General features: G+C 62.8%; 17 protein-coding genes. 12 read left to right on the forward strand and 5 right to left on the reverse strand.

Going from position 1 to position 25482, the window contains the following annotated elements; all coding sequences use genetic code 11:
* Positions 1-14: 14 nt before the first annotated feature.
* The 3 genes from AACW30_RS30160 to AACW30_RS30170 all read right to left on the reverse strand — a co-directional run bounded on the left by AACW30_RS30160 (position 15) and on the right by AACW30_RS30170 (position 2874).
* Positions 15-1100 (reverse strand): 5-(carboxyamino)imidazole ribonucleotide synthase, encoded by a 1086-nt coding sequence (locus AACW30_RS30160; RefSeq protein ID WP_106575907.1) that lies wholly within the window; start codon positions 1098-1100, stop codon positions 15-17.
* A 12-nt stretch (positions 1101-1112) separates the two neighbouring features.
* Complete coding sequence (gene purE / locus AACW30_RS30165; protein ID WP_003195648.1) at positions 1113-1604, reverse strand: 5-(carboxyamino)imidazole ribonucleotide mutase; 492 nt, start codon at positions 1602-1604, stop codon at positions 1113-1115.
* Positions 1605-1950: 346 nt separating this feature from the next.
* Complete coding sequence (locus AACW30_RS30170) at positions 1951-2874, reverse strand: LysR substrate-binding domain-containing protein (RefSeq protein ID WP_106575908.1); 924 nt, start codon at positions 2872-2874, stop codon at positions 1951-1953.
* Positions 2875-3056: 182 nt separating this feature from the next.
* Here AACW30_RS30170 and aspA point away from each other — a divergent pair, with 182 nt between their 5' ends.
* The 7 genes from aspA to AACW30_RS30205 all read left to right on the forward strand — a co-directional run bounded on the left by aspA (position 3057) and on the right by AACW30_RS30205 (position 15581).
* On the forward strand, positions 3057-4481 hold the full coding sequence (aspA, locus tag AACW30_RS30175) for an aspartate ammonia-lyase (protein WP_053258714.1): 1425 nt from the start codon (positions 3057-3059) through the stop codon (positions 4479-4481).
* Positions 4482-4874: 393 nt separating this feature from the next.
* The gene (locus AACW30_RS30180; protein ID WP_200624085.1) at positions 4875-6326 is read left to right on the forward strand and encodes an alanine/glycine:cation symporter family protein; all 1452 of its coding nucleotides are present in this window, start codon (positions 4875-4877) and stop codon (positions 6324-6326) included.
* An 86-nt stretch (positions 6327-6412) separates the two neighbouring features.
* Positions 6413-7390 (forward strand): asparaginase, encoded by a 978-nt coding sequence (locus AACW30_RS30185; RefSeq protein WP_200624086.1) that lies wholly within the window; start codon positions 6413-6415, stop codon positions 7388-7390.
* A 50-nt stretch (positions 7391-7440) separates the two neighbouring features.
* Positions 7441-8433 carry an AraC family transcriptional regulator gene (locus tag AACW30_RS30190; RefSeq protein ID WP_200624087.1) on the forward strand — a complete coding sequence of 331 codons (993 nt, stop codon included), beginning with the start codon at positions 7441-7443 and terminating at the stop codon, positions 8431-8433.
* A gap of 132 nt (positions 8434-8565) precedes the next feature.
* On the forward strand, positions 8566-9600 hold the full coding sequence (locus AACW30_RS30195; protein ID WP_124418780.1) for a histone deacetylase family protein: 1035 nt from the start codon (positions 8566-8568) through the stop codon (positions 9598-9600).
* The gene (locus AACW30_RS30200; protein ID WP_200624088.1) at positions 9597-10688 is read left to right on the forward strand and encodes a polyamine ABC transporter substrate-binding protein; all 1092 of its coding nucleotides are present in this window, start codon (positions 9597-9599) and stop codon (positions 10686-10688) included. The genes AACW30_RS30195 and AACW30_RS30200 overlap by 4 nt, the downstream gene beginning before the upstream one ends.
* Before the next feature lie 300 nt (positions 10689-10988).
* Positions 10989-15581: a dermonecrotic toxin domain-containing protein gene (locus AACW30_RS30205; RefSeq protein ID WP_200624089.1), complete on the forward strand. Its 4593-nt coding sequence runs from the start codon at positions 10989-10991 to the stop codon at positions 15579-15581.
* Here the strand turns inward: AACW30_RS30205 and pdxR are convergent.
* Positions 15537-17129, reverse strand: coding sequence for a MocR-like pyridoxine biosynthesis transcription factor PdxR (gene pdxR / locus AACW30_RS30210; RefSeq protein ID WP_169367867.1), 1593 nt, complete (start codon positions 17127-17129; stop codon positions 15537-15539). The two genes, AACW30_RS30205 and pdxR, sit on opposite strands and share 45 nt — an antisense overlap.
* A gap of 87 nt (positions 17130-17216) precedes the next feature.
* Here pdxR and AACW30_RS30215 point away from each other — a divergent pair, with 87 nt between their 5' ends.
* The 5 genes from AACW30_RS30215 (at position 17217) to AACW30_RS30235 (ending at position 23588) form a co-directional block, all read left to right on the forward strand.
* On the forward strand, positions 17217-17855 hold the full coding sequence (locus AACW30_RS30215; RefSeq protein ID WP_106575916.1) for an FMN-binding negative transcriptional regulator: 639 nt from the start codon (positions 17217-17219) through the stop codon (positions 17853-17855).
* Entirely contained in the window at positions 17852-18298 is a 447-nt protein-coding gene (locus AACW30_RS30220; protein ID WP_119741140.1) for a GNAT family N-acetyltransferase, read from the forward strand. The genes AACW30_RS30215 and AACW30_RS30220 overlap by 4 nt, the downstream gene beginning before the upstream one ends.
* Positions 18299-18308: 10 nt before the next feature.
* A complete protein-coding gene (locus AACW30_RS30225) occupies positions 18309-18980 on the forward strand; it encodes a GNAT family N-acetyltransferase (RefSeq protein ID WP_200624090.1) in 672 nt (223 codons plus the stop codon).
* 214 nt (positions 18981-19194) lie between these two features.
* Positions 19195-22164 carry an autotransporter outer membrane beta-barrel domain-containing protein gene (locus AACW30_RS30230; protein WP_200624091.1) on the forward strand — a complete coding sequence of 990 codons (2970 nt, stop codon included), beginning with the start codon at positions 19195-19197 and terminating at the stop codon, positions 22162-22164.
* A gap of 197 nt (positions 22165-22361) precedes the next feature.
* On the forward strand, positions 22362-23588 hold the full coding sequence (locus AACW30_RS30235; protein WP_325167546.1) for an autotransporter outer membrane beta-barrel domain-containing protein: 1227 nt from the start codon (positions 22362-22364) through the stop codon (positions 23586-23588).
* A gap of 79 nt (positions 23589-23667) precedes the next feature.
* On the opposite strand, the gene oadA is transcribed toward AACW30_RS30235, so the two are convergent.
* The gene (gene oadA, locus AACW30_RS30240) at positions 23668-25476 is read right to left on the reverse strand and encodes a sodium-extruding oxaloacetate decarboxylase subunit alpha (protein WP_119741151.1); all 1809 of its coding nucleotides are present in this window, start codon (positions 25474-25476) and stop codon (positions 23668-23670) included.
* Positions 25477-25482 lie beyond the last annotated feature (6 nt).

The following is a 25482-nucleotide window of genomic DNA, read 5'->3' on the forward strand; positions in this document are numbered from 1 at the left end:
CGCCGATCCTCGGGTTATTGCTCGGCGATCAGCGCTTCGACCTTGAGGATCTGGGCTTGCAGCGTCGCACGGTCTTTGCAGCGCAGGTTGGCGTGACCGACCTTGCGTCCGGCCTTGAAGGCCTTGCCGTAGTGATGCAGATGGCAATCATCGATCGCGATCACGCGCTCAACCGGCGGCACAACGCCGATGAAGTTGAGCATGGCGCTTTCGCCGACCTTGGCCGTGGAGCCCAACGGCAAGCCCGCCACCGCGCGCAGGTGGTTTTCGAATTGGCTGCACTCGGCGCCTTCGGTGGTCCAGTGCCCGGAGTTGTGCACACGCGGCGCGATTTCGTTGGCCTTGAGGCCACCGTCGACTTCAAAGAACTCGAACGCCATCACACCGACATAATCCAGCTGCTTGAGCACACGGCTGGAATAGTCTTCGGCCAGGGCCTGCAGCGGGTGATCGGTGCTGGCCACGGACAGCTTGAGGATGCCGCTGTCGTGGGTGTTGTGCACCAACGGGTAGAAGCGGGTTTCGCCATCGCGGGCACGCACGGCGATCAGCGAGACTTCACCGGTGAAGGGCACGAAGCCTTCCAGCAGGCATGCGACGCTGCCCAGCTCGGCAAAGGTGCCGACCACATCGGCGGCGGTGCGCAGCACTTTCTGGCCCTTGCCGTCATAACCCAGGGTGCGGGTTTTCAGCACAGCCGGCAGCCCGATGCTGGCAACGGCAGCGTCCAGATCCGCCTGGGACTGGATGTCGGCGAAGGCCGGCGTCGGAATGCCCAGGTCCTTGAACATGCTCTTTTCGAACCAGCGATCACGCGCGATGCGCAAGGCTTCGGCGCTCGGGTAAACCGGTACGAACTGCGACAGGAAGGCCACGGTTTCGGCTGGGACGCTTTCGAATTCGAAGGTCACCAGGTCGACTTCATCGGCCAATTGGCGCAGGTGATCCGCGTCGCTGTAGTCAGCCCGCAGGTGTTCACCGAGGGCCGCCGCGCAGGCGTCCGGCGCCGGGTCCAGGAAAGCGAAGTTCATCCCCAGCGGTGTTCCCGCCAGGGCCAGCATGCGACCCAATTGGCCGCCACCGATTACACCGATTTTCATCAATCAATAACCTCAGGCGATGCGTGGGTCTGGATTGTCCAGCACGCTGTCTGTCTGCTCAGCACGGAATTTTTTCAGCACCGCGTGGAACTGCGGGTGCTTGGCGCCCAGGATGCTGGCAGACAGCAAAGCGGCGTTGATCGCGCCGGCCTTGCCGATCGCCAGGGTGGCCACCGGGATACCGGCCGGCATCTGCACGATGGACAACAGCGAATCCACGCCCGAGAGCATCGACGACTGCACCGGCACACCGAGCACCGGCAGGTGGGTCTTGGCCGCACACATGCCTGGCAGGTGCGCCGCACCGCCGGCACCGGCGATGATCACCTCGATGCCACGGGATTCTGCTTCATCGGCATACTGGAACAGCAAATCCGGCGTGCGGTGGGCAGAGACCACTTTCACTTCATACGGAATGCCGAGTTTTTCCAGCATATCGGCGGTGTGGCTAAGGGTGGACCAATCGGACTTGGAGCCCATGATCACGCCAACCAATGCACTCATCGTCGTGCCTCTTCTCTCTGGGCGCCCGCAGGCGCGTCAAAAAACAACAAGCCACGCGGGAAATCCGGCGTGGCTTGTTGTACGAAATTTGGCCGGTTGGACCGGCCGAAGGCCGCGCAGTATACCGTAATAATCCAGATAAACAGCCCCTGGAATGACCATCTGTCCAGTGGCGCAAACCAGCGGTTTTATTGACTTTCAGGTCAGCGAAAACACTGCCGATGAACCATGGAAACTGGATCAATGTGGGAGCTGGCTTGCCTGCGATAGCATCACCTGAATATGCCTGATGTACCGAGGCGTCTGCATCGCAGCGGTGCGGCGATCCGACAAGCCAGCTCCCACACTAACCACGTTCAACTGGAGGGGACTGCGCCGCCCCGCCTTCCAACTTGCGCCACAACAACCGTACGTTGGCCTTGCGCACCAACGCGCAGCGATACAAACGGATCTCCAACGGCACATGCCATTGCGGCCCGCCACACACCACCAGTTCGCCCCGCGCCAATTCGGCACGCACACTCAGTTGCGGCACCCAGGCAATGCCCAGCCCTTCCAGCGCCATGCTTTTGAGGCTATCGGCCATGGCGGTTTCGTAGATGGTGGTAAAGCGCAGGGAGCGCTGGCGCAGCAGCAGGTTTACCGAGCGCCCCAGAAACGCTCCGGCGCTGTAAGCCAGTAACGGCACACTGCCCTCGCCTTCCAGGTCGAACAGCGGCTTACCGTCGGCATCGGCGGCACACACCGGGAGCATTTCGGTGTTGCCCAGGTGCAGCGACGGGAAGATTTCCGGGTCCATCTGCATGGCCGCGTCAGGGTCGTAGAACGCCAGCATCAAATCGCAGCCGCCTTCGCGCAGTGCATGCACCGCGTCGCCCACGTTGGTGGCAACCAGCCGCGTGGCGATGTTCAGGCCTTCGTTGCGCAGTTGCGCGATCCAGCGCGGGAAGAAGCCCAGCGCCAGGGAATGCGCTGCCGCCACTTGCATGACCTCGCCCTGCCCGCCTTCCAGATGATGCAAATGGCGCAGCACTTCGCCGAGCTGCTCGACCACCGTGCGCGCGGTCACCAGAAACAACTGCCCCGCCGCCGTCAGTTCGACTGGCGTGCGCGAGCGGTTGACCAGGGTCAGGCCCAGCGCGGCTTCAAGGCTGCGAATACGCCGGCTGAATGCCGGCTGGGTGACAAAGCGCCGCTCCGCCGCCTGGGAAAAGCTGCGTGTCGCCGCCAAGGCGCTGAAGTCTTCCAGCCATTTGCTCTCAAGGTTCATCACTTCCTCCCACGGGTACGCACCATTTTGGCACACACGCCCGCCATGATAACCGGGTCACACCTACATTATGCCGTTTGTGCATAGGCCAGTGTTTAACAGCATTGGCCCAAAAACTCCCACAAGCCTAGCATTCGCAGCGTTCCGGCCAGTTCCGGGTTCATATCGAGATGATTTCCGTCATGTCCTCCGCTGCATCATTCCGCACAGAAAAAGACCTGCTTGGCGTACTCGAAGTACCGGCTCAAGCGTATTACGGCATCCAGACCCTGCGAGCGGTGAACAACTTCCGCCTCTCGGGCGTTCCGATTTCGCATTACCCGAAATTGGTGGTCGGCCTGGCAATGGTCAAGCAAGCGGCTGCTGACGCCAACCGCGAGCTGGGCCAGCTCAGCGAAGCCAAGCACGCTGCCATCAGCGAAGCCTGTGCCCGTCTGATCCGCGGCGATTTCCACGAAGAGTTCGTGGTGGACATGATTCAAGGCGGCGCTGGCACTTCAACAAACATGAATGCCAACGAAGTCATCGCCAACATCGCGTTGGAGGCCATGGGCCACAACAAGGGCGAATACCAGTACCTGCACCCCAACAACGACGTGAACATGGCGCAGTCGACCAACGACGCCTACCCGACCGCGATCCGTTTGGGTCTGCTGCTGGGCCATGACGCGCTGCTGGCCAGCCTCGACAGCCTGATCCAGGCGTTCGCCGCCAAAGGTGTTGAGTTCAGCCACGTGCTGAAAATGGGCCGCACCCAATTGCAAGACGCCGTGCCGATGACCCTCGGCCAGGAATTCCGCGCCTTCGCCACCACCCTCGGTGAAGACCTGGCCCGCCTGAAAACCCTGGCGCCAGAGCTGCTGACCGAAGTAAACCTGGGCGGCACCGCCATCGGCACCGGCATCAACGCCGACCCGCGTTACCAGGCCCTGGCCGTGCAACGCCTGGCGCTGATCAGCGGCCAGCCGCTGGTACCGGCCGCCGACTTGATCGAAGCCACCTCCGACATGGGCGCGTTCGTGCTGTTCTCCGGCATGCTCAAGCGTACCGCGGTGAAGCTGTCGAAAATCTGCAACGACCTGCGCCTGCTGTCCAGCGGCCCACGCACAGGCATCAACGAGATCAACTTGCCGGCACGCCAGCCAGGCAGCTCGATCATGCCCGGCAAGGTCAACCCGGTTATCCCGGAAGCCGTGAACCAAGTGGCGTTCCAGGTAATCGGCAACGATTTGGCCCTGACCATGGCAGCCGAAGGCGGCCAACTGCAGCTGAACGTGATGGAGCCGCTGATCGCCTTCAAGATCTTCGACTCGATCCGCCTGCTGCAACGCGCCATGGACATGCTGCGCGAGCACTGCATCGTCGGCATCACCGCCAACGAAGCCCGTTGCCGCGAGCTGGTGGAGCACTCCATCGGCCTGGTGACCGCGCTGAACCCGTACATCGGCTATGAAAACGCCACCCGCATTGCGCGTATCGCCCTTGAAAGCGGCCGCGGCGTGCTGGAACTGGTGCGCGAAGAAGGCTTGCTCGACGACGCCATGCTCGACGACATCCTGCGCCCCGAAAACATGATTGCCCCACGTCTGGTCCCACTGAAGGCCTGACGTTTGTTGCACCGCTCACCAGGTTGAGGGACTAGACACCTCTCACCTTTTGAGGGCCTGAAGGCTCCTTCTTCAGGCCCTTTTTTTTGCCTCAAGGTTGCGAAATGACGCCCATAAAAAATCCAATATCGCCCTGCAAACCCTCCTTGCCTGCAACAGCTTGGCTGAAACCTTTAATCGCCCCGTGCAGACGGATCACGCTCTCCTAGGTATAGTGCCGCCCCTCTTCGCGTCAGAGATCGTCGGTAACGAGGTCCTGGACAGCGCGAAACCGCATGAATAACAACACCCGCAAAAGGATTGGGGTCGAAGCGTCGTGCACTGCCTGGTGCCGAGCGATGCGTCGCACCGTCCTGCGTTTTTGCCATTAGAAAAATCAGCGAGGAACACTCCATGCTCGAAGTCATCAACGACTTCCTCTCAGGGAAAGTACTGATCGTGCTCATTGTCGGGCTCGGCGGCTATTTCACGATTCGCTCGCGTTTCGTTCAGTTGCGCCACTTTTTCCACATGTTCTCGGTGTTCAAAGACAGCCTGAAGAGCAGCTCCGGCCAGCTCAGCTCGTTTCAGGCGCTGATGCTCAGCCTGGCCGGCCGTGTGGGTGCCGGTAACATCGCAGGCGTCGGTATCGCCGTGACGCTGGGTGGCCCCGGTGCCGTGTTCTGGATGTGGGTCACCGCGCTGGTGGGCATGTCTTCGAGCTTTATCGAGTGCTCCCTCGGCCAGCTGTACAAACGCACCGACGCTGAAGGCACCTACCGTGGCGGCCCGGCGTACTACATTCAGCACGGCCTGCAGAAGCGCTGGCTGGGTATGGTCATGGCGTTCCTGTTGCTGGTGACCTTCGGTTTCGCCTTCAACGGCCTGCAAGCCCACGCTGTGACCCACTCGCTGAACAACGCGTTCGGCCTGGACACCACCTACACCGGCCTCGCGCTGGCGGTATTGCTGGGCCTGGTGTTCATCGGCGGGATCAAGCGTATCGCCTCGATCGCCGACCTGCTGGTGCCAGTCAAGACCCTGGTCTACATCGCCGTGACCCTGTACGTGATCGTGCTGCAATTCGACCACGTGCCGGCCATGCTCGCGACCATCGTCAAGAGCGCCTTCGGCCTCGACCAGGCCTTCGGTGGCCTGGTGGGCAGCGCGATCATCATGGGTGTGAAGCGCGGCGTGTTCGCCAACGAAGCCGGTTTGGGCAGTGCGCCTAACGTGGCGGCAGTGGCCTCGGTAGAACACCCGATCGCCCAAGGTGTGGTGCAGGCGTTCAGCGTGTTCCTGGACACCTTCGTAATCTGCACCTGCACCGCGTTGCTGATCCTGCTCTCCGGTTTCTACACCCCAGGCTTTGAAGGCGACGGCATTGCCCTGACCCAGAACTCCCTGGCGGCGGTCGTCGGCGACTGGGGCCGGATGTTCATCTCGGTGGCCCTGGCGTTGTTCGTGTTCACCTCGATCATGTACAACTACTACCTCGGCGAGAGCAACCTGCGCTTCATCGTGGGCGACAACCGCAAGGTGCTGATGGGCTACCGCGCGCTGGTGCTGGTGCTGATTTTCTGGGGTTCCATCGAGAACCTGAGCACCGTGTTCGCCTTCGCCGACATCACCATGACCCTGCTGGCGTTCGTCAACCTGTTTGCCCTGGCGTTCCTGTTCAAGATCGCCATGCGCATCCTGAACGACTACGACGGCCAGCGCGCGGCGGGCATCAAGACCCCGGTGTTCGACTCCGGCCAGTTCCCTGACCTGGACCTGGACCGCAAGGCCTGGCCTGCGAACCCGGTGAAGCCTGAGCCTGGCGCTCAAGCCTCGGCTGAACTGAACGCTCAAGCGCAACGCTGAGCGTCACAAGCCTAGATAGATGACACGCCGCCCGGCCTTGGGCATGCTCTGGGCCCGGCGGCGTTTTTCGTTCAGGAGAAGTCTCGATGTCCACAGCTAACACCATCATGGTGCTCTACACCGGCGGCACCATCGGCATGCAAGCCAGCGCCAACGGCCTGGCCCCGGCATCCGGTTTTGAAGCGCGCATGCGCGAACAGCTTGCCACCCTGCCACTGCCTGCCTGGCGCTTCCGGGAAATGGCGCCCCTGATCGACAGCGCCAACATGACCCCGGCCTACTGGCAGCGCCTGCGCGTCGCGGTGATTGAAGCCGTGGACGAGGGCTGCGACGCAGTACTGATCCTGCACGGCACCGACACCCTGGCTTACAGCGCGGCGGCCATGAGCTTCCAGTTGCTCGGCCTGCCTGCGCCGGTTGTGTTCACCGGTTCGATGCTGCCTGCCGGCGTGCCCGACAGCGATGCCTGGGAGAACGTCAGTGGCGCCCTGCGCGCGTTGGGCGAAGGCCTGTCGCCGGGCGTTCAGCTGTATTTCCATGGCGCGCTGATGGCGCCGACGCGTTGCGCAAAGGTCCGCAGCTTCGGTCGTCATCCGTTCGCCGCGCTGCAGCGTAACGGTGGCGTCGCCAAGGCCCAGGCCATTCCCGCCGCCCTGGATTATCGCCAACCCAAGGCCCTGGCCAACGTCGGTGTGTTGCCGCTGGTGCCGGGCATCGCCGCGGGCCAACTGGACGCGCTGATCGACAGCGGCATTCAGGCACTGGTGCTGGAATGCTTCGGCAGCGGCACCGGGCCGAGCGATAACCCGGCGTTCCTCGCCAGCCTTGAGCGGGCGCAGGCGCTGGACGTGGTCGTGGTGGCAATCACCCAATGCCATGAAGGCGGCGTGGAGCTGGATGTGTACGAAGCCGGCAGCCGTTTGCGCGGCGTAGGCGTCCTGTCTGGCGGTGGCATGACCCGCGAGGCGGTGTTCGGCAAATTGCAGGCCCTGCTTGGTGCCGGGCTTGCGACCGGTGAAATCCGCCGCCTGGTGGAACTGGACCTGTGCGGCGAACTGAGCTGACCGGCATGTAACTTGCTCCCCTTCCAGCCATCCCCTGGCTGGAAGTTCCCATGCTGCACTCCCACCTCACCACCCTCAATGCGGTTTCGTTGGTGCTCAACACCTTCCAGGCCGAAGGTTTGCCGTTTGAGGCGCTGCTGGCCGGCAGTGGTATCTGCGCGGCGGACCTGAGCCGCTCCGACACGCGCATCACCACCAATCAGGAGATGCGCGTGTGTGCCAATGCCGTGGCCCTGCGCCAGGATGTCGGCCTGGAGCTGGGTCGCCAAATGCATGTTTCGGCCTACGGCATGCTCGGTTACGCCCTGCTCACCAGTGCCACCTTCGGTGACGCTTTGCGCCTGGCCCTGCGTTATCCGGCGCTGTTGGGAACACTTTTCGAGCTGAGCCTTGAAGAGGACGGCGATCGCATCTGGTTCACCGCCAGCGACTACCGCGAAAACCCTGCGCTGGAAATGTTCAACGTCGAACTGTGCCTGGCCTCGCTCAAGGTGATCTGCGATGACCTGCTCGGCCAGCCCTTGCCGCTGCTCGCCGCGCGCTTTGAACATGACGCCCCGGACTACCGCACGCGCTACACCGAGCGCTTCCCTTGCCCGTTGCAGTTTCAGGCCACCGCCAATGCCTTTGCCTTCGACAAGCACTGGCTCGACCGGCCGCTGCCGCTGGCCGATGCGATTACCCACCAGGCCATGGCCGAGCGCTGCCGCAAACAGAACCTGGAGTTCACCGGGCGCCAGGCCTGGCTGGGCAGGATTCGCCAACTGCTCACCGCCCAACTCAACGCAGCACCTGGCCTGGAAGGCCTGGCCGAGCAGATGAACTGTTCAGCGCGCACCCTGCGTCGGCATCTGCACGACCTGGGCTGCAGCTATCAGGAACTGCTGGACGAGCTGCGCTTTGAGCGCGCCAAGCAGCTGTTGGCTGAAAACCAATGGCCGATCTATCGGATTGCCGAGGCGTTGGGCTTCAGCGAAACCGCGAGTTTCAGGCATGCGTTTGTTCGCTGGAGCGGCGTGGCGCCGAGCCAATTTCGACCATGACGCCCCATTGAGGGGCGAATTTCGGACAGACAATTTGGCCATATTCATCCCCTTTTGGCCGCTCCTGCCATTCTCATAAACCGCGTCCGCCGCAAGACTGCATCCACCGATACAGCCTGCGGAGAACAACAAATGCTGACGATCTACTCGGACGATCACCACCTGCACCACGGCCGTTGCGAACTGATGGACGGGCAACTGATGCCCTGCTTTGAGATGCCCTCGCGTGCCGACCACGTGCTGCAACGGGTCAAGGACCGTGAACTGGGGCCGGTCAACGCGCCACAGGACTTTGGGCTGGCACCGCTGCAACGCATTCACAGCCGTGACTACCTGGATTTTTTCAAAGGTGCCTGGGAGCGCTGGACCGAGTTTGGCCAGGACGGCGACCTGCTGCCCTACACCTGGCCCGCCCGCACCTTGCGCCGCGTGTTGCCCACCAGCCTGCACGGGCAGCTCGGTTACTACAGCTTCGACGGCGGCGCACCGATTACCGCCGGCACCTGGCAAGCGGCCTACAGCGCGGCGCAAGTCGCCCTCACCGCCCAGGCCGCCATCCAACAGGGCGCCCACAGCGCCTTCGCCCTGTGCCGCCCGCCGGGGCATCACGCCGCCAGCGATTTGATGGGCGGCTATTGCTACCTCAATAACGCCGCCATCGCGGCCCAGGCCTTTTTGGATCAGGGCCACAAAAAAGTCGCGATTCTGGATGTGGATTACCACCACGGCAACGGCACCCAGTCGATTTTCTATGAGCGCAGCGATGTGCTGTTCACCTCGATCCACGGCCACCCGGAAGCGGAATTTCCGTTTTTCCTGGGTTATGCCGATGAGCTGGGCGACGGCGCGGGTCAAGGTTTCAACTTCAACTATCCGCTGCCCGCCGGCTCCGGCTGGAACACCTGGAGCGCCGCGCTGGAGCAGGCCTGCCAGGAAATTACACGCTACGGCGCCGACATCATCGTCGTGTCCCTGGGTGTGGACACCTTCAAGGACGACCCGATCTCGCAGTTCAAGCTCGACAGCCCGGACTACCTGGCCATGGGCGCGCGTATCGCCCGGCTGGGCAAGCCCACGCTGTTTGTGATGGAAGGCGGCTATGCGGTGGAAGAAATCGGCATCAACGCCGTCAACGTTCTCGAAGGTTTTGAAGGGGCAGCCCAATGAACATGCTCAAGTCACTCGTGCTCTGCGCCGCCGTTATCAGCGGCGCGGCGCATGCCGAAGAGAAAACCCTGCGGGTCTACAACTGGTTCGACTACATCACGCCCAAAGCGCTGGATGACTTCAAGGCACAGCACTCCGACATCAAGCTGGTGTACGACATTTTCGACACCAACGAGGCGTTGGAAGCCAAGCTGCTTACCGGCAACTCCGGCTATGACGTGGTGGTGCCGTCCAACGTGTTCCTGGCCAAACAGATCGAAGCCGGCGTATTCCAGCCGCTGGACCGCAGCCATCTGCCGAACTGGAACCACCTCGATCCCAAGCTGATGAAGCTGATTGAAGCCAATGACCCAGGCAATAAATTCGCCGTGCCCTACATGTACGGCACCATCCTCATCGGCTTCAACCCGGCCAAGGTCAAGGCCGCGCTGGGTGACAACGCGCCGGTGGACAGCTGGGACCTGATCTTCAAGGAAGAAAACATCAGCAAGCTCAAGCAGTGCGGCGTCGCGCTGCTGGACTCGCCTTCGGAGATTCTGCCGCTGGCCCTGCAACACCTGGGCCTTGACCCCAACAGCAGCAACCCCAAGGACTATGAAAAAGCCGAGGCGCTGCTGATGAAAATCCGCCCCTACATCACGTACTTTCACTCCTCCAAGTACATGGCCGATATCGCCAACGGTGACATCTGTGTGGCCGTTGGATATTCCGGCAGCTTTTCCCAGGCCGCCAACCGCGCCAAAGAGGCGAAGAACGGTGTGACCGTGGACATGCGCCTGCCCAAGGAAGGTGCGCCGATCTGGTTCGACATGCTCGCCATCCCCAAAGGCGCCAAGAACCCGCAGGACGCGTACACCTTTATCAACTACCTGCTGCAACCGCAGGTGATCGCGCCGATCAGCGATTTTGTCGGCTACCCCAACCCCAACAAAGACGCGACCGAGCAGGTGGACCCGTCGATTCGCAACAACCCCAACCTGTACCCGACCGAGGCGGCCATGGCCACGCTCTACACCTTGAAACCGCTGGGGCGCGACGCCGAGCGCGCTCGCACGCGGGCCTGGACCAAGATCAAGTCGGGCACCTGACACCCCACCGCCAACGGACAGTCAGTGACCACAGGACTGACTGTCCGCCACCCAACTGCTCGCAAGAGAACCTGCCGCCTGCGCAGCACCGCACGCCTGCCCGCCTGATTGCTGGGCCCATCGACCACAGGCAACGCCCACACCCCGCCGCCGCTAACTAAGTAATGCCCGGTCCCTCCTTATCGCGCCTAACGTGAGCGCGTCGTCGCCGCGAGATCAGCCAGAAACCGCTACAGCCAGGGATCTGCGCGCTGAGGCCCACGGGCGACCTCGCGTATTTCTCAAGGCCAAGGAGTGCCCATGAAAGACCTCGTTCCAACCGAAAACAGCGGATTAGTAGCGCAGCTGGCTACCGGCCCGTCCCTGCGTGAAGTGGCTTGCATCACCTTGCGTGCGGCGCTGCGCGAGCTGTATCCGGAATTGGATATCAACCCGGACCTGGCCATCGTCAACGCCCCGCAATGGCTCGAACTGGGCGGCGACATCATCCCCGCCAAGCCGGCGACGGACACCCTCACCGGCGCCCTGACACGCAGTGCAATTTCCCGCGTGCCCGTGACTTTCCTTGATAGCGAACACTACCTGGCGTACCCCTCAGGCAATGGTCCTGACGTGCACCTGCCCGTCAGGATCGACGCAATAGGCCGACTGATCAATGAGCTCGCGCCGCTGCTGTTCGTGGCCTTCCAGGAGCAACAGATAGATTTCTGGAACCAGAGCGCAGGCACCAGCGGCCCACGCTGGCGGATATTTGCCCAGTCGCTGCGTGAGGTGTGGAACGTGCAAGAGGTTCATGGCTGGGACGCCGACGACTGCGCCGTGGCGCGGGCGGTGTTTCACTATCCCGAGTTCATCGAGCGCCAGCCCCACGACCCGTATGCGACACGCGCCTACCTGGTGGACATCGATGCGCAGGACAGCAGCGGCACCCAGCACATCAGCGTCATGGCGATGGCCGTGCTGATCGCGCGTCACGGTGAACAGACCCTCATCCTCAGCTACTCGATTGATACCGGCTATGCAAAATTTGCCAGCCTGGAGGCCTTCGGCCAGACACTGCTGCCCTATATAGCCGACTTGCCCGGCAAAACCCTGAACTGGCGCTTACTGGAGCCGGACGGCAACTTTTTCGAACACCAGGCCTTCAGCCTGATCGGCTTGCAAATCGAAGCCATGGGCGATCTCGACCTTGCCGATGCGGACCCCAAATCGCTGCTGCCCACCCGCACTGTCGGCGTGCAAGGGGTCGAGCTGGCGCTTCTCGATCAGTCGCGTATTGGCAGCGCGCGACGGGCGTTGCCGGCGTGGCTGCTGCAGGCCTCGGAAACCGACCAGTCAGCCTACGGGCGCTACATGATGGACCTGGCCGCGCTGAGCCTTCAAAGCAAAGGCAAGACCTTCATGGACGAGTTGCCAACCCTCACCGACTTCACCCGCACGGCCTTGCGCACGGCGCTGATCAAGGATCATCCGCAGGCCTCCCGGCTGGACCTCGACCGCGTGACGATAACCATCACCAGCCAAGTCGTGTGGGGAACCGTCGCGCTGCCTGGCCAGACGCAAACCCTGACCTTGAGCCTGGTCGAGCTGGCCTTGCAAAACCTCGTCGCGCTGCCGCTGGGCAACAAGACGGTGAGTTACCAGGGCGCCAGCCCGACACCCGCGTGGATGACCGCAGACTACCTGGAGCAACTGATCACCCAGGCAGACATCGGCAAGCACTACCCCGAGCGGGTCAGCACGCTGCTGCTGGACAATCCCGAGCAAGCGTTGCGGCGCCAACACTTGTACGCCGGACAATTGCGCCTGCAACTGCCCTTGCTGGCGTTGCAGTACAAGATTCGCGGCCTGTTCAACGTTGACGAACAGGGTTATCGCTACGCGCACGCGGTCATGGCCAGCAACGCGCAACACCGCCGCGTGGACGGCATCACCGTGGTGATCCGGCCGCTGGCACTGCGCCCCAAGTGGCGCGCGAGCGGGGCCACCGACAGCGTCGATAATATGTTCCTGATTGGGCCACAGGACCCTGCGAATGGTCCTTGCCTGTTGTATCGACCACTGTCCAACGAACCCTTGATGCAGTTTCCCTCACAGGCCAACCTGCTTTACGCCATCAAGCAGGACACACCATTACGCCAGTCGGTACTGGCCTGGTTGCCCGACGCTGTGCGCCCGGATTACGCCCAGTTTGTCTTCCCCGGCAGCGTGCCTTCACCCTGGGTCCTGCCGACGCTGCTCAGCGAGCCGGTGAGTTCGATGGTAATGAGCGGCTCGATTGAATTCGGCACCCAGGCGCTGGGCGCGGACAGCCTGGCGGTGCTGTACACCGCCAACGCCCGCGCCCTGGTGACACTGGCCGACCGTCAATCGGTGTCCAATGCCGAGGCTCGCTGGGAAAGCTTCAAGCATGCCGGCTGGATCGTTCTGAATGCGGCCCTGCCGTTCATGGGCCGCACAGCGGGCGCCGCAGCCTGGATCTGGCAGCTCATGGATGACCTGCAGCAGGTTATCGAGGCCCGAGAAAGCGGCGATCAAACGGCGGGCGTGAGTGCTGCCGTGGACTTTTTTCTGACCCTGGGCATGGCCCTGGCGCTGCACATCAGTCTGCAGCACGCGCCGGCGCGTGCGCCTGAAAAAAGCCCGCCGCCGGCACCGCCGTTACCGGCCAAACCGTCGATCATCCAGCACCCCACGCTCGACACCGCCCACCTGCCGACTGAGCATGAAATCAATCTTCACACCCGCGGCGCCCTCACGCGTAACCGCAACAGCCTGGACGCGACACTGGACAGTTTCAGCCTGGCCAAACCCGAAGGGCTGGGCGAAATAATCACCCAGCCCGGCCCCCATCTGCACCTCTACCCCAAGGGCCAGGCGTGGTACGTCCCGGTGGCGCAGCGCTGGTTCGAAGTGGCGCTGGATGAAAACGACACCGTGATGATCATCGACCCCAAGGCCCCAAACCGCGAAGGCCCGGCCTTGATCGGCAACCGCCTCGGCCAGTGGTTTGTCGACACCCGGTTGCGCCTTCGCGGCGGCGGAATGCGCAGCCGGCGACAGAAAGGCCAGCGCCTGAGGCCGCCGAAAATTCGCGAACTGCGTGAGCAACTGGCGGCGTTCGACACGCAGGTCGATCGACGACGCCAGGACATGATGGGGTTGCAGCAGGCCATCGATCACGCGCCACCGGCCGATCGCGCAAACGCCCGCACCACCTACCTGACGCACGTCAGCAGGCGCCTGGAAGAATTGGACGTACCGATCGCCCAGCTCAAATCGCTGAACATCCTCGATACCGTGCCGACGTATCAGGAAGCCATGCTGGGCTATCTGCAAGACCAGATGGTCCTGGCGCGAAGTGCCACCGCCGAACAGATGATCCGCTTTCGAGACGGGCTGCACACCGTTTCTGAATACCTGGACAAAGAGGACTTGCCCGACACCCCGATGGCCCTGGAAGACTGCCGTGCCGTCGACGCGTCGACCCAGGCCATGGTCGAGCGCATCGGTTACCTGCAATCACGTTTCAAGGAGGCCCGCACCCTGGGGGTCAAAGGCGCGGAACTGGTGCTGCGCCACGAACAGGTGCTGCCCAAGATAACCCTGGATGATCTCAAGGCCTTCCGCATCACCCTGTCGCGCTTCCTTTGCGTGAATGAAGCCGCCTCGGCCAGCAAAGACACCGCCCGCTCGGCGATCGCGCAGATGGTCGACCGGGCCGACCTGGCGGTGCAGAGCCTGTGCGAGGCTTTGCAGCCAGACAATATGGCCACGCTGGATGAACAAATCGAAGTCCTCGACAGCCTGGTAGACCAGTTCACTGGCCTGGATCAAAGCCTGGCCGATTTGCCGGCCGATTTTCCACTGGACGTACACCGCCCGGCCCTGCAGACCTTGCAGCAGCTCACCGATGAATTCGCCCAACGGGCGATCAAGCAAATGACCACGCTGCTGCGCGAGCGCAAGGCCCTGGAGTCGGCGATTGCCGGCCCTTCGACGCCTGTGCCCAGACCGCAGAAAAAGGTGATCAAGACCCGCTTCCAGGGCATCGTGGTCGGCGAAGAACGCCCGCTACAAGCGGGAGAACCGACCCCGTTGGTGGAGGTCAAGCAAGCACTGACCGGCAAGGTGATTGCCCTGTTTCATAAAAAGGACGGGGTATGGGTTGAGCGTGAGCGTGCGGTGGCGCGGCCCACTGCGCGGGCGCAGTCGCGAAACGTGGCCGCCAGCATCGCCAGTGCCCAGGCGCTGCTCGACGATGTCGAACAGTTCATCACGCGCACCCAGCGCCTGGCCGGCGAGGCAAGACGCCTGCCCGTGGAAATCGAAGAGCGTTTTCACCGCCGCGCCGCGCAGCTGGCGCAGGCCGGCGAGGACATTGAGGAGGCATTGACCGCCAGCAACGTGACCGAAAGCGGCTCACCGTCGGCCGCCTTGATCAACCGCAGCCTTGATGCCGCGATCAAACGCCTCTACACCGAGGGCCTGCGCACCCGGCTCGACATGCTCAAGCAGCGCCCACCGACCGCGGCCCATGTCGAACTGCTGTACCGCGAACACGAGATCATCATCAAACCGCTGCCAGGCCCACGCAGCAAGCTTTCCGGGCGCCACAAGGGCTATTTGAAGGAGTACGAAATCCTCGACGCCAAGCACTCGAATGCGCTGTGGTACGCCCACTTTCACTACAAGGACCTGGCAAGCCCCGAGGAGGCTTACACCGCCGCGCACCTCAAGACCCAATCGCAGCGGCGCCTGGGCGGCAAGTATGAAGCGCTGGCCAAGGCCGATGACCGCGACAACATCGCGGTGTACCGCAGTGAGATCGGGCCGTTGCTGGCGCGGTCACTGTTCTTCAAGACGGCCGCCTTGCCGGTGCCCCGGCGCTGAAGGTGGCGGCTGACAACCCCAGGCGCGGTACAACCGTCCAAGCGCCTGCGCGATGCTCGCCGGCGGCACGGCGGCAAACCCCAAGACCAGCCCGGCGCGCTGGTCGGGAGGTGTGCTGGAGTCGGGCAGCCAATAGGCGCTCAAGCCATTGACCTCGACCCCCACGGCGTGGGCCTGTGCCACCAGTTGCTGTTCGCGGGCGAGGCTGTCCACTCGCACCGTGAGGTGCAAGCCTGCCGCGACAGTGGGCAGGCTGCTCACGCCCTGCAGCTGACCGGGCCAGCCGCTCAACAGCGCGTCACGTCGGCTCAGCGCGGCGCGTCGCATACGCCGGATATGCCGCTGAAAGTGCCCCGCCGCCATAAACTCCGCCATCACCGCCTGAGTACTGACCTCCGAGTGGCGCATGTCGACCGCACGGCGCCGCGCAAACGCATCCACCAGGGCCGGCGGCAACACCAGGTAACCCAGACGCAACGCGGGAAACGCCACTTTGCCGAATGTGCCCACATACAGCACCCGCCCCGTGCGATCCAGCGCGGCCAAGGGCGACAAGGGTGCGCCGCTGTAACGGTACTCGCCGTCGTAGTCATCCTCGATGATCCAACCGCCCGTGCGCTCGGCCCAGGCCAGCAGTTCAAGGCGGCGGGCCAGGCTCATGACCACGCCCAACGGGTACTGGTGGGAGGGGGTGACATACGCCACGCGACAATCGCTCAGGGTATTGAGCACCTGGCAGTCAATGCCCTCGCCGTCCACGGGTACGCCGTGCAGGTGCCCACCGGCTAGGGCAAACGCGTGACCGGCGGCGCGGTAGCCCGGATTTTCTACCGCCACGCCATCGCCCGGCTCTACCAGCAACTGTGCACAAAGGCTGATCGCCTGCTGCGCGCCGCAGGTGATCACAATTTGCTCAGCCGCACATTGCATGCCCCTTGAACTGCGCAAATAAGCGGCAATCAGACCGCGCAGGCGCGCGTCACCCGCCGGGTCGCCGTAGCACAGCTGCTCCAGGTCGGGTTTGCGCCAAAAAGCCCCATTCAGCTTGGCCCAGACCTCAAACGGGAACAGGTCAAAGGCAGGCACACCCACGCGAAATGCCCGTGGCGGCCCCGACGGAGGCTGAGACAGATGGTTGGCTTTTACCCGCGCCAGGCTGGTGCTGTGGATAACTTCATGGTCCAGATCTTCCGGCAAATCCGCCCATTTTGTGGATAAGGCTGGGGATAAGCCTGTTGAAAACCCTGTGGATACTTTTGTGGATAATTTTTTCGCTGTCGGCAACTGGGCAACGTAGGTGCCGTCGCCAACACGGCTCTCGATAAACCCCTCTGCATACAGCTGGTCATAGGCGCGCACCACACTGTTGCGGGAAATCGACAACGCCGCCGCCAGGTCACGTGTGGGGGGCAACCGCGTTCCGCTGACCAGTCGCCCGTCCAACACGCGCTGGCGCAGGGCGTCATACAGCTGGCGCGTCAAACCCAGACGGCGATCCAGCTCGATCCCAGCGGGGTTGAATGACAGCGGCGGTGTGATGGGCGACATATTGGACCTATGAAATTGGTGCCATTTGGCTCTTACAACAGACCAATAGCCTGCCTAGGATGCAGGCATTCGCCAAGGAATATTTCCATGTACACACCCCGCGCCTTTGCCCTCGACGATTTGCCCGAACTGCAGCAACTGATCCAGCACACTCGCCTGGCGCAGCTGGTGACCTTTGGCGAGCAGGGCCTGCAGGCCAGTCACCTGCCGCTGCTGCTCAACCCCGATCAAGGCCCGAACGGTACGCTTTACGGGCACATGGCCAAGGCCAACCCCCAGTGGCGCGACCTGCAAAATGGCAGTGAAGCCCTGGTGATCTTTGCCGGTGCCGACGCTTACATCAGCCCGGCGTTTTACCCGGCCAAGGCCGAGCACGGCAAAGTGGTGCCCACCTGGAATTACATCGCCGTGCATGCGTACGGCAAGGCCGAGGTATTTACCGATGCCGAGCGCTTGCTGGCGGTGGTCACGGCGCTGACCGATCGCCACGAAGGCAACCGCGCCCAGCCCTGGAGCGTCAGCGATGCTCCCGCCGACTACATTGACGGCATGCTCAAGGCCATCGTCGGTTTCGCCCTGCCCATCGAGCGCCTGATCGGCAAACGCAAACTCAGCCAGAACCGCAGCCAGGCCGATATCAACGGCGTGCGCGAGGGCTTGGCCGCCAGCATCGATGTGCGCGATCAGACGCTCGCGCGCTTTATCCCTCAAGGAGGCACAGAATGAGCCAGATCGATATCCGCCCCGTCACCGCAGCCGACCATGCCGCCTGGCTGCCACTGTGGCAGGCGTACTTGAAGTTTTACGAAACCCAATTGCCCGACGCCGTCAGCCAAAGCACCTGGCAGCGCCTGATCGATGCCAGTGAGCCGACCCATTCCGCCCTGGCCTGGCAGGACGGCAAGGCGGTGGGCATGGTCAACTTCATCTACCACCGCTCTAACTGGAGCATCGAAAATTCCTGCTACCTGCAGGACCTGCTGGTGGAGCCGGCCCAACGTGGCAGCGGCGTGGGTCGCAAGCTGATCGAGTTTGTCTACGCCACCGCCAAGGCCGACGGTTGCTGCAAGGTCCATTGGTTGACCCACGAGAGCAATGCCACCGCGATTCAACTCTACGAACGTATTGCCGAACGTCCTGGCTTTATCCAATTTCGCAAAGGTCTTTAAGGAAATCCGCATGCCTATCTCACCCGCCGACTGGAAAGGCGTTCCCGCGCCCACCGTTCAAGTGCTCGAAGGGCGTTTCATCCGCCTGGAAAAACTCGACCCCGCGCGTCATGGCGATGGCCTGTTCCAGACCCTTGAAGGCCCTGGCGCCGATCCTAAGCTCTGGGACTATTTGCCTTATGGCCCCTTCCCCGAGCGCGCCGCGTTTGATGCCTGGCTCAACAACCATGCCCAGCACAGCGACCCGTACTTCTTCAGCGTGATCGACCGCCAGAGCGGCGAGGTACAAGGCATCCTCAGCCTGATGTCCATCGTCCCGGCCCAGGGCCGCATCGAGATCGGCCACGTGACCTTCGGCGCGCCGATGCAACGCTCGCCCAAAAGCACCGAAGCGGTGTACCTGCTGGCCAATCACGCTTTTGAGCAGGGCTACCGTCGCCTGGAATGGAAGTGCAACAACGCCAATGCCCGTTCCAAATACGCGGCGCAGCGCTTGGGCTTCAGCTTTGAAGGCGTGTTCCGCCAGCACATGGTGGTCAAGGGGCAGAACCGCGATACGGCGTGGTATTCGATCCTGGATTCGGAATGGCCAACCCTTGGAGCAGGGTTTGAAGCGTGGCTGTCCGAGGCAAACCAGCAGGGTTCTGGCCAACTAAAAACACTGGCCGAGTGCCGGGCCTGATTCTGAGCCACAACACACAACCAATGTGGGCGCGTGCGTGCTCGCGAAGACGGTAGACCAGTCAACACCGGCAATACCTGACACACCGCTTTCGCCAGCAAGCCCGCGCCACAGTTGATCTGCAGCGGGCCCACTGCTGTCATCTCCCCGACACATTCCTGCAATCACCCTTCGCTATACAGGTCGACTCGTTTCCATAACAAGGTCGTCCGCCATGCCCCCGTCGCCCCACCGCCTCGCACTCGCCATCACGTTATTGGCCAGCAGCCTCGCTGAAGCGGCGCCTGCGCCGACCAAAACCGTGCTGATCGACACGCCCACCACCGCGGGGCAAACCCTGACCGGCAGCGATTCGTTGACCACCACGGCGCCGGGCAGCATCACCACCTCCGGCGTGGCCGTCACGCTCAAGGATGGCACCAGCGGTGCGGGCGTGGTGATCACCAACGCGGGCAAGCTGGTCTCAACCGGCGGGCGCGCAATCGACAGTTCGGGCACGCTCACCGGGGCGCGCAACTACAGCGTCTACAACCTCGCGGGCGGTGTAATCCAGGGCGCCAATGACGCGCTGCGCATCAACAGCAACTTTGCCAGCGGCCGTTTGTTGATCGACAACAGCGGCACCATTCGCTCGGCCACCGGCCAAGGGCTGGACCTGGATGCGATCCGCAGCGCCAACGTGACGACCACGATCATCAACCGCGCCGGTGGGTTGATTCGGGGCGATGCCAGTGACGGCATGAAGACCGGCGCCAACGCAAACATTACCAACTATGGCGAGATCTCCACCGGCGACACGTTCTCGCGCGATGACAAATTCGACGGCGTCGATATCGATTCCGCCACCGGTGTGACGGTGACCAACTACGGCCTGATTTCTGGCGGTCGCCATGGCATCACCACCGACCTGGGTGCGTCGCTGACCAACTACGGCACGGTGATTGGCCGCAACGGCTCGGGCTTTGGCTCCGACGGCGACGGCACAGTGATCAACCACGGCACCATCACCGGCGCCTTCTCCGGATTGCAGCCGGACGGCGACGGCGATGGCGTGGACATCGACAAAATCGCGCATATCGAAAACTACGGCATCATCCAGGGCATCGGTGCCGGCGGTGTCGACAAAAATGGTTTTGCCAACGGCAGCGAAGGCATCGCCCTGGGCGGCGGCTATGTGTACAACGCCAAGGGTGCGCTGGTCAGCGGCGCCAACAACGCGATCCTGGTGGACGACGGTAGCGACGGCCCGGGCGTTGCCGCGACCACCCTGGAAAACCACGGCGTCATCCAGGGTCTGAATGGCTTTGGCGTGAAGTTTGTCGGCAACTTTGCCGACACCGTGATCAACGGCGGCACCATCAGCGGCAGCAATGGCTTGGCTGTGGATCTGGGCGGCGGTGATGACACGCTGGTGTTGCTCAGTGGCAGCCACTTTCTCGGCCTGGTGGATGGCGGCGCCGGTTATGACCGGCTGAGCCTGGATGACGCTGCAGGCGGCAGTTTCGGTAACAGCCGCAATTTTGAATGGCTGGCCGTGAAGCAAGGCACCTGGACCCTCACCGGCAGCGGCGATTTCAGCGACGGCGGCGAGATTTTCAGCGGTGCCAAACTGATCAACCAGGGCGGCATCGCCGGTAACGTGACAGTCGATGCCGGCGGCATCTACGCCGGAGGCGGCTCGGTGGGCAGCCTGGTGGTCAACGGCACGCTGCAAACCAATACGGCGCTGGGCACCGCCACCATCGCCCGCGACCTGACCATGGGCAGCGGCTCGACCCTGGCCTATGGCGTGAATGCCGATGGCAGCAGCGCGCCAATCAAGGTCGGCGGCACGGCCAACCTCAATGGCGCGACCCTGGCAATCAACCCTGCCAGCGGCACGTATCCATGGCAGAGCCATTACACCGTGCTGCAAGCCGGCAGCATCAAGGGGCAATTCGGTACCGTCACCAGCGACTATGCATTCCTCACGCCGAGCCTGGATTACAGCCCTACCCAAGTCGGCCTGACGTACGCCCGTAACGACATTGCTTTCAATCAGTTCGCCACTACCGGCAACGGCGCCAGTGCGGCCAACAGCCTGACAGGCCTGGGCACCCACAATCCGCTGTATAACGCCCTGCTCTCCACCACCACCGCCACCGCCGGTGCAGCCATCGAGCAATTGGCCGGCAGCAGCACTGCCAACCTCACTGGCGCCACCCTCGGCGCCAGCGCCCAAGTAGGCAACAGCATGCTTGCGGCGATGCATCAATTGGGCGGCGGCGCGGGCTTGATGGTCGGGCTTGATCAGCGCGACACCCCAGTGCTCGCCGCCAGCGGCGTACCCAGCGATGCGCGCAACCTCAATGACCCGAACGCGCGTGGCCGCCTATGGCTGCAGGGCATCGGCAGCTACGGCAAGCTTGATGGCGAGCACGGCAGCAACGGCCTGACCCAACGCACCAAAGGCACAGTGCTGGGGGCCGATTGGGCCCTCGACAGCGACTGGCGCGTGGGTTTGCTGGGCGGTTATTCGAAGACCGACCTGGACACCACCGGCGTGGACGGCAGCGTCGACAGCTGGCACGCCGGCGTCTACGCCATGCGCCAGAGTGGGCCTCTGGCCTTGCGCCTGGGCGCGGCTTACAGCGGGCACCAGGGCGACAGTAAACGCACGGTGGCCTTCAACGGTTTCAACGACCGCCCCAAAGGCGACTATGACGCCAACAGCCAGCAGGCCTTTGCCGAACTCGGTTACGCCATGGGCAGCGGCCACCTGAGTGCCGAGCCATTCGCCAACCTCGGCTACCAGCGCTACGAGCGTGACAGCTACACCGAAAAAGGCGCCGCCGCCGCACTGCATGTCGACGGTCAGACCCAGGACAATTTCAGCAGCACATTCGGTTTGCGCCTGGCGCACCTGAGCCAACTGGACAACGGCATCAGCCTCACGCCCCGTGTCAGCGCCGGCTGGAAGCACACTTACGGCGATGTCGACAGCAGCACGCGCCAGGCTTTCCTGGCCGGCGGCACAGCGTTCAATGTCGAAGGCAGCGCCCTGGACCGCAACAGCCTGCTACTCGAAGCCGGGCTGGACGTAGGCTTGTCGGCGCGCCATAGCCTGGGCCTGGGCTACACCGGCGAGATCGGCAGCAACAGCCGCAATCACGCGTTGGTCGGCCAATGGCAGATGAGTTTTTAATCGCTCAGCACTAAAGACAACTCCCGCGAATCAGGGGTCGGTAGCCTGACAGTTATCGCCCCGTCATCTCGCTAAATTCCCGGCCTCTTATTCCATGAGGCTGGATTTACATGTCACTTGCACAAAAACAGTTCGCTATAGCCCTTACCCTCATGCTGGTGGTCACAGCTGCTCCGTTTGCACAGGCGCAGAGGAACATGGAGCACGACAGCGACTGGCTTAACGAGATCCCTCTGGGCGATCAGCCCGCCGTGCACGACCGCGCGCCTCCCGCGCCTGCCGATGAGTTTTACCTCGTCGAGCATGCCACCACCCATAACGGCAAACAGGCGGCAATCATGCTTGATTACGCTATTGATCAACTGTTGGAGTCCGGCGCGTTGAGCAAGCGGGAACAGGACGCACTCGAGCACCTGGGCAGTTACCTGGGCAGCCTGGCGCCAGGCAACGTCGGGGCGGTGCTTGAGCAATTGGCGGGCAGCCAGCATGCCACCCTGGGCACCGCCACCCAAGACAGCCTGAAACAGCTGAACGCCAACCTGCTGTCGGCGATCCGCGAACTGAGCGGCCAGACACGCGAAGACGCTCGGGTGTGGCTCAACGGCCTGGGCAACAGCGGCAAGCTCGACGACCACCGCGGCAGCGCCGGTTTGCAACAGCGCACACAAGGCCTGATGGTCGGCGCCGACTGGTCGGTGGACACCGCCTGGCGCTTGGGTGTAATGGGGGCCAAGTCAGGCAGCAACCTGAACGCCAAACGGTTCAAGGCCGAACTGGAAAGCTGGCACCTGGGCGCCTACGCCTTGCGCCAGGACGGCCCGCTGGCACTGCGCCTGGGGGCGATTTACAGCCACCACGATGGGCGAAATAAACGCAGCGTCGACGTCGACTTCCTCAACTTGCGCGACCAACTCAGGGGCAAGTACAGCGCTCAAAGCCAGAACGCATTCGCCGAGTTGGGCTATCAACTGGGCGGTGCCGCAATCAGCATCGAGCCCTTTGCCGGCCTAGGTTGGCAGCGCTATCACCGCGACAGCTTCACCGAAAAAGGTGGCGTGACAGCCCTTAACGTCGGCGAACAAACCCAGCAGAACCTGAACAGCACCTTCGGCCTGCGCCTGTCGAGCCTGTATGCCCTGGGCAATCAGATGATCCTCAACCCCCACTTGAGTACACACTGGCAGCACCTCTATGGCGACGTCAGCAGTACGCTTCGCCAATCTTCGGCGTGGGATAAACGCGATGATTTCGACAGCGGCTTCACCCTCAAAGGCACCGCCCTGGACCGCAACAGCCTGGGCCTGCGCGCCGGTCTCGACCTTGCACTGTCGGCCCGACACACGTTGGGCCTGACCTACATCGCTGACGTTGGCAGCAACAGCCGCCATCAGGGGTTGATGGGCCAATGGGCCATGGGCTTTTGACCCACGCTTTATTTCAGGCGAAAAAAAAGGGGGGCACCTGCCCCCCCGAGGATTAAGCGGTTGTCTTGAAGGCTGTGACTCAGCCTTCGATTTCAATCAGGATTTCGCCAGGGTTGACCCGGTCGCCCTTGGCCACATGAACGGCGGAAACTTTGCCGGCAATCGCGGCCTGCACTTCGGTTTCCATCTTCATGGCTTCGGTAATCAGCACGGCCTGGCCGGCCTTGACCACGTCGCCTTCCTTGACCAGTACGTCGACGATATTGCCCGGCATCGCCGTGCTGACATGGCCCGGCTCGGTCGCGTGCTTGCGCTTGCTGCCGCCGCTGCTGACGAACTCGTTGAGCGGTTCGAACACCACTTCTTCGGGCATGCCGTCGATGGACAGGTAGAAGTGGCGCTTGCCTTCGGCCTTGACGCCGACACCGGTGATGTCGACGCGGTAGCTTTCGCCGTGCACGTCGATCACGAACTCGGTCGGCACGCCTTCGCCACCGGCACGCGCTACGCCGCCGGCCTCAGGAATAGGCAACAACACTTCCGGGCTCAAGGTGCCGGCGTCACGTTCCTCAAGAAACTTGCGCCCGATGTCCGGGAACATCGCGTAGGTCAGTACGTCTTCTTCAGACTTGGCCAACGCACCGATTTCGCCGCGCAGCTTGGTCATTTCCGGCTTGAGCAGGTCGGCCGGGCGGTGGTCGATCACCTCTTCGCTGCCGATGGCCTGGCGGCGCAGTTTTTCATTCACCGTGCCCGGCGCTTTGCCGTAGCCGCCTTGCAGGTAGAGCTTCACTTCATTGGTGATGGTCTTGTAGCGCTCGCCGGCCAGCACGTTGAAGAACGCCTGGGTGCCGACGATCTGCGAGGTCGGAGTCACCAGCGGCGGGAAACCGAGGTCTTCACGCACACGCGGGATTTCGGCCAGCACTTCGCTCATGCGGTTGAGCGCGCCCTGCTCTTTCAACTGGTTGGCCAGGTTGGAAATCATCCCGCCCGGCACCTGGTTGACTTGTACGCGGGTGTCGACGGCGGTGAATTCGCTTTCGAACTGGTGGTATTTCTTACGCACGGCGTAGAAATACAGGCCGATTTCCTGCAGCAGTTCCAGGTCGAGGCCGGTGTCGAATTCGCTGCCTTTGAGGGCGGCAACCATCGACTCGGTGCCTGGGTGGCTGGTGCCCCAGGCGAAGCTGGAGATGGCGGTGTCGATATGGTCGGCGCCGTTTTCGATGGCCTTGAGTTGGCACATCGCGGCCAAACCCGCCGTGTCGTGAGAGTGGATAAAGATCGGCAGGCTCTGCTCGGCTTTGAGTGCCTTGACCAGCTCGCCCGTGGCGTACGGCGTCAGCAGGCCGGCCATGTCTTTGATGGCGACCGAGTCGCAGCCCATCGCTTCCATTTGCTTGGCCTGGGCCACAAACGCGTCGATGGTGTGCACCGGGCTGGTGGTGTAGGCGATGGTGCCTTGGGCATGCTTGCCGGCGGCTTTCACCGCTTCGATGGCCACGCGCAGGTTACGCACATCGTTCATGGCGTCGAAGATGCGGAACACGTCGATGCCATTCACCGCAGCCTTGGCGACGAAGGCTCTGACCACGTCGTCGCTGTAGTGGCGGTAGCCCAACAGGTTCTGGCCGCGCAGCAGCATTTGCAGGCGCGTGTTGGGCAACGCAGCGCGCAGTTTGCGCAGGCGCTCCCACGGGTCTTCCTTGAGAAAACGTACACAGGCGTCGAAGGTCGCGCCGCCCCAGACTTCCAGCGACCAGTAGCCGACTTTGTCGAGCTTGTCGCAGATCGGCAGCATGTCGTCGGTGCGCATGCGGGTCGCCAGCAACGATTGGTGGGCGTCGCGCAGGATGGTGTCGGTGACAAAGATTTTCTTGGACATTGTTGT

The organism is Pseudomonas sp. MF6747 (genome assembly GCF_963890955.1).
Lineage (GTDB): Bacteria > Pseudomonadota > Gammaproteobacteria > Pseudomonadales > Pseudomonadaceae > Aquipseudomonas.

Bases quoted from the DNA above. Each gene is read 5' to 3' on its own strand.
- AACW30_RS30160 (WP_106575907.1), bottom strand. From the start codon at position 1,100: ATGAAAATCGGTGTAATCGGTGGCGGCCAATTGGGTCGCATGCTGGCC.
- purE (WP_003195648.1), bottom strand. From the start codon at position 1,604: ATGAGTGCATTGGTTGGCGTGATCATGGGCTCCAAGTCCGATTGGTCC.
- AACW30_RS30170 (WP_106575908.1), bottom strand. From the start codon at position 2,874: ATGAACCTTGAGAGCAAATGGCTGGAAGACTTCAGCGCCTTGGCGGCG.
- aspA (WP_053258714.1), top strand. From the start codon at position 3,057: ATGTCCTCCGCTGCATCATTCCGCACAGAAAAAGACCTGCTTGGCGTA.
- AACW30_RS30180 (WP_200624085.1), top strand. From the start codon at position 4,875: ATGCTCGAAGTCATCAACGACTTCCTCTCAGGGAAAGTACTGATCGTG.
- AACW30_RS30185 (WP_200624086.1), top strand. From the start codon at position 6,413: ATGTCCACAGCTAACACCATCATGGTGCTCTACACCGGCGGCACCATC.
- AACW30_RS30190 (WP_200624087.1), top strand. From the start codon at position 7,441: ATGCTGCACTCCCACCTCACCACCCTCAATGCGGTTTCGTTGGTGCTC.
- AACW30_RS30195 (WP_124418780.1), top strand. From the start codon at position 8,566: ATGCTGACGATCTACTCGGACGATCACCACCTGCACCACGGCCGTTGC.
- AACW30_RS30200 (WP_200624088.1), top strand. From the start codon at position 9,597: ATGAACATGCTCAAGTCACTCGTGCTCTGCGCCGCCGTTATCAGCGGC.
- AACW30_RS30205 (WP_200624089.1), top strand. From the start codon at position 10,989: ATGAAAGACCTCGTTCCAACCGAAAACAGCGGATTAGTAGCGCAGCTG.
- pdxR (WP_169367867.1), bottom strand. From the start codon at position 17,129: ATGTCGCCCATCACACCGCCGCTGTCATTCAACCCCGCTGGGATCGAG.
- AACW30_RS30215 (WP_106575916.1), top strand. From the start codon at position 17,217: ATGTACACACCCCGCGCCTTTGCCCTCGACGATTTGCCCGAACTGCAG.
- AACW30_RS30220 (WP_119741140.1), top strand. From the start codon at position 17,852: ATGAGCCAGATCGATATCCGCCCCGTCACCGCAGCCGACCATGCCGCC.
- AACW30_RS30225 (WP_200624090.1), top strand. From the start codon at position 18,309: ATGCCTATCTCACCCGCCGACTGGAAAGGCGTTCCCGCGCCCACCGTT.
- AACW30_RS30230 (WP_200624091.1), top strand. From the start codon at position 19,195: ATGCCCCCGTCGCCCCACCGCCTCGCACTCGCCATCACGTTATTGGCC.
- AACW30_RS30235 (WP_325167546.1), top strand. From the start codon at position 22,362: ATGGAGCACGACAGCGACTGGCTTAACGAGATCCCTCTGGGCGATCAG.
- oadA (WP_119741151.1), bottom strand. From the start codon at position 25,476: ATGTCCAAGAAAATCTTTGTCACCGACACCATCCTGCGCGACGCCCAC.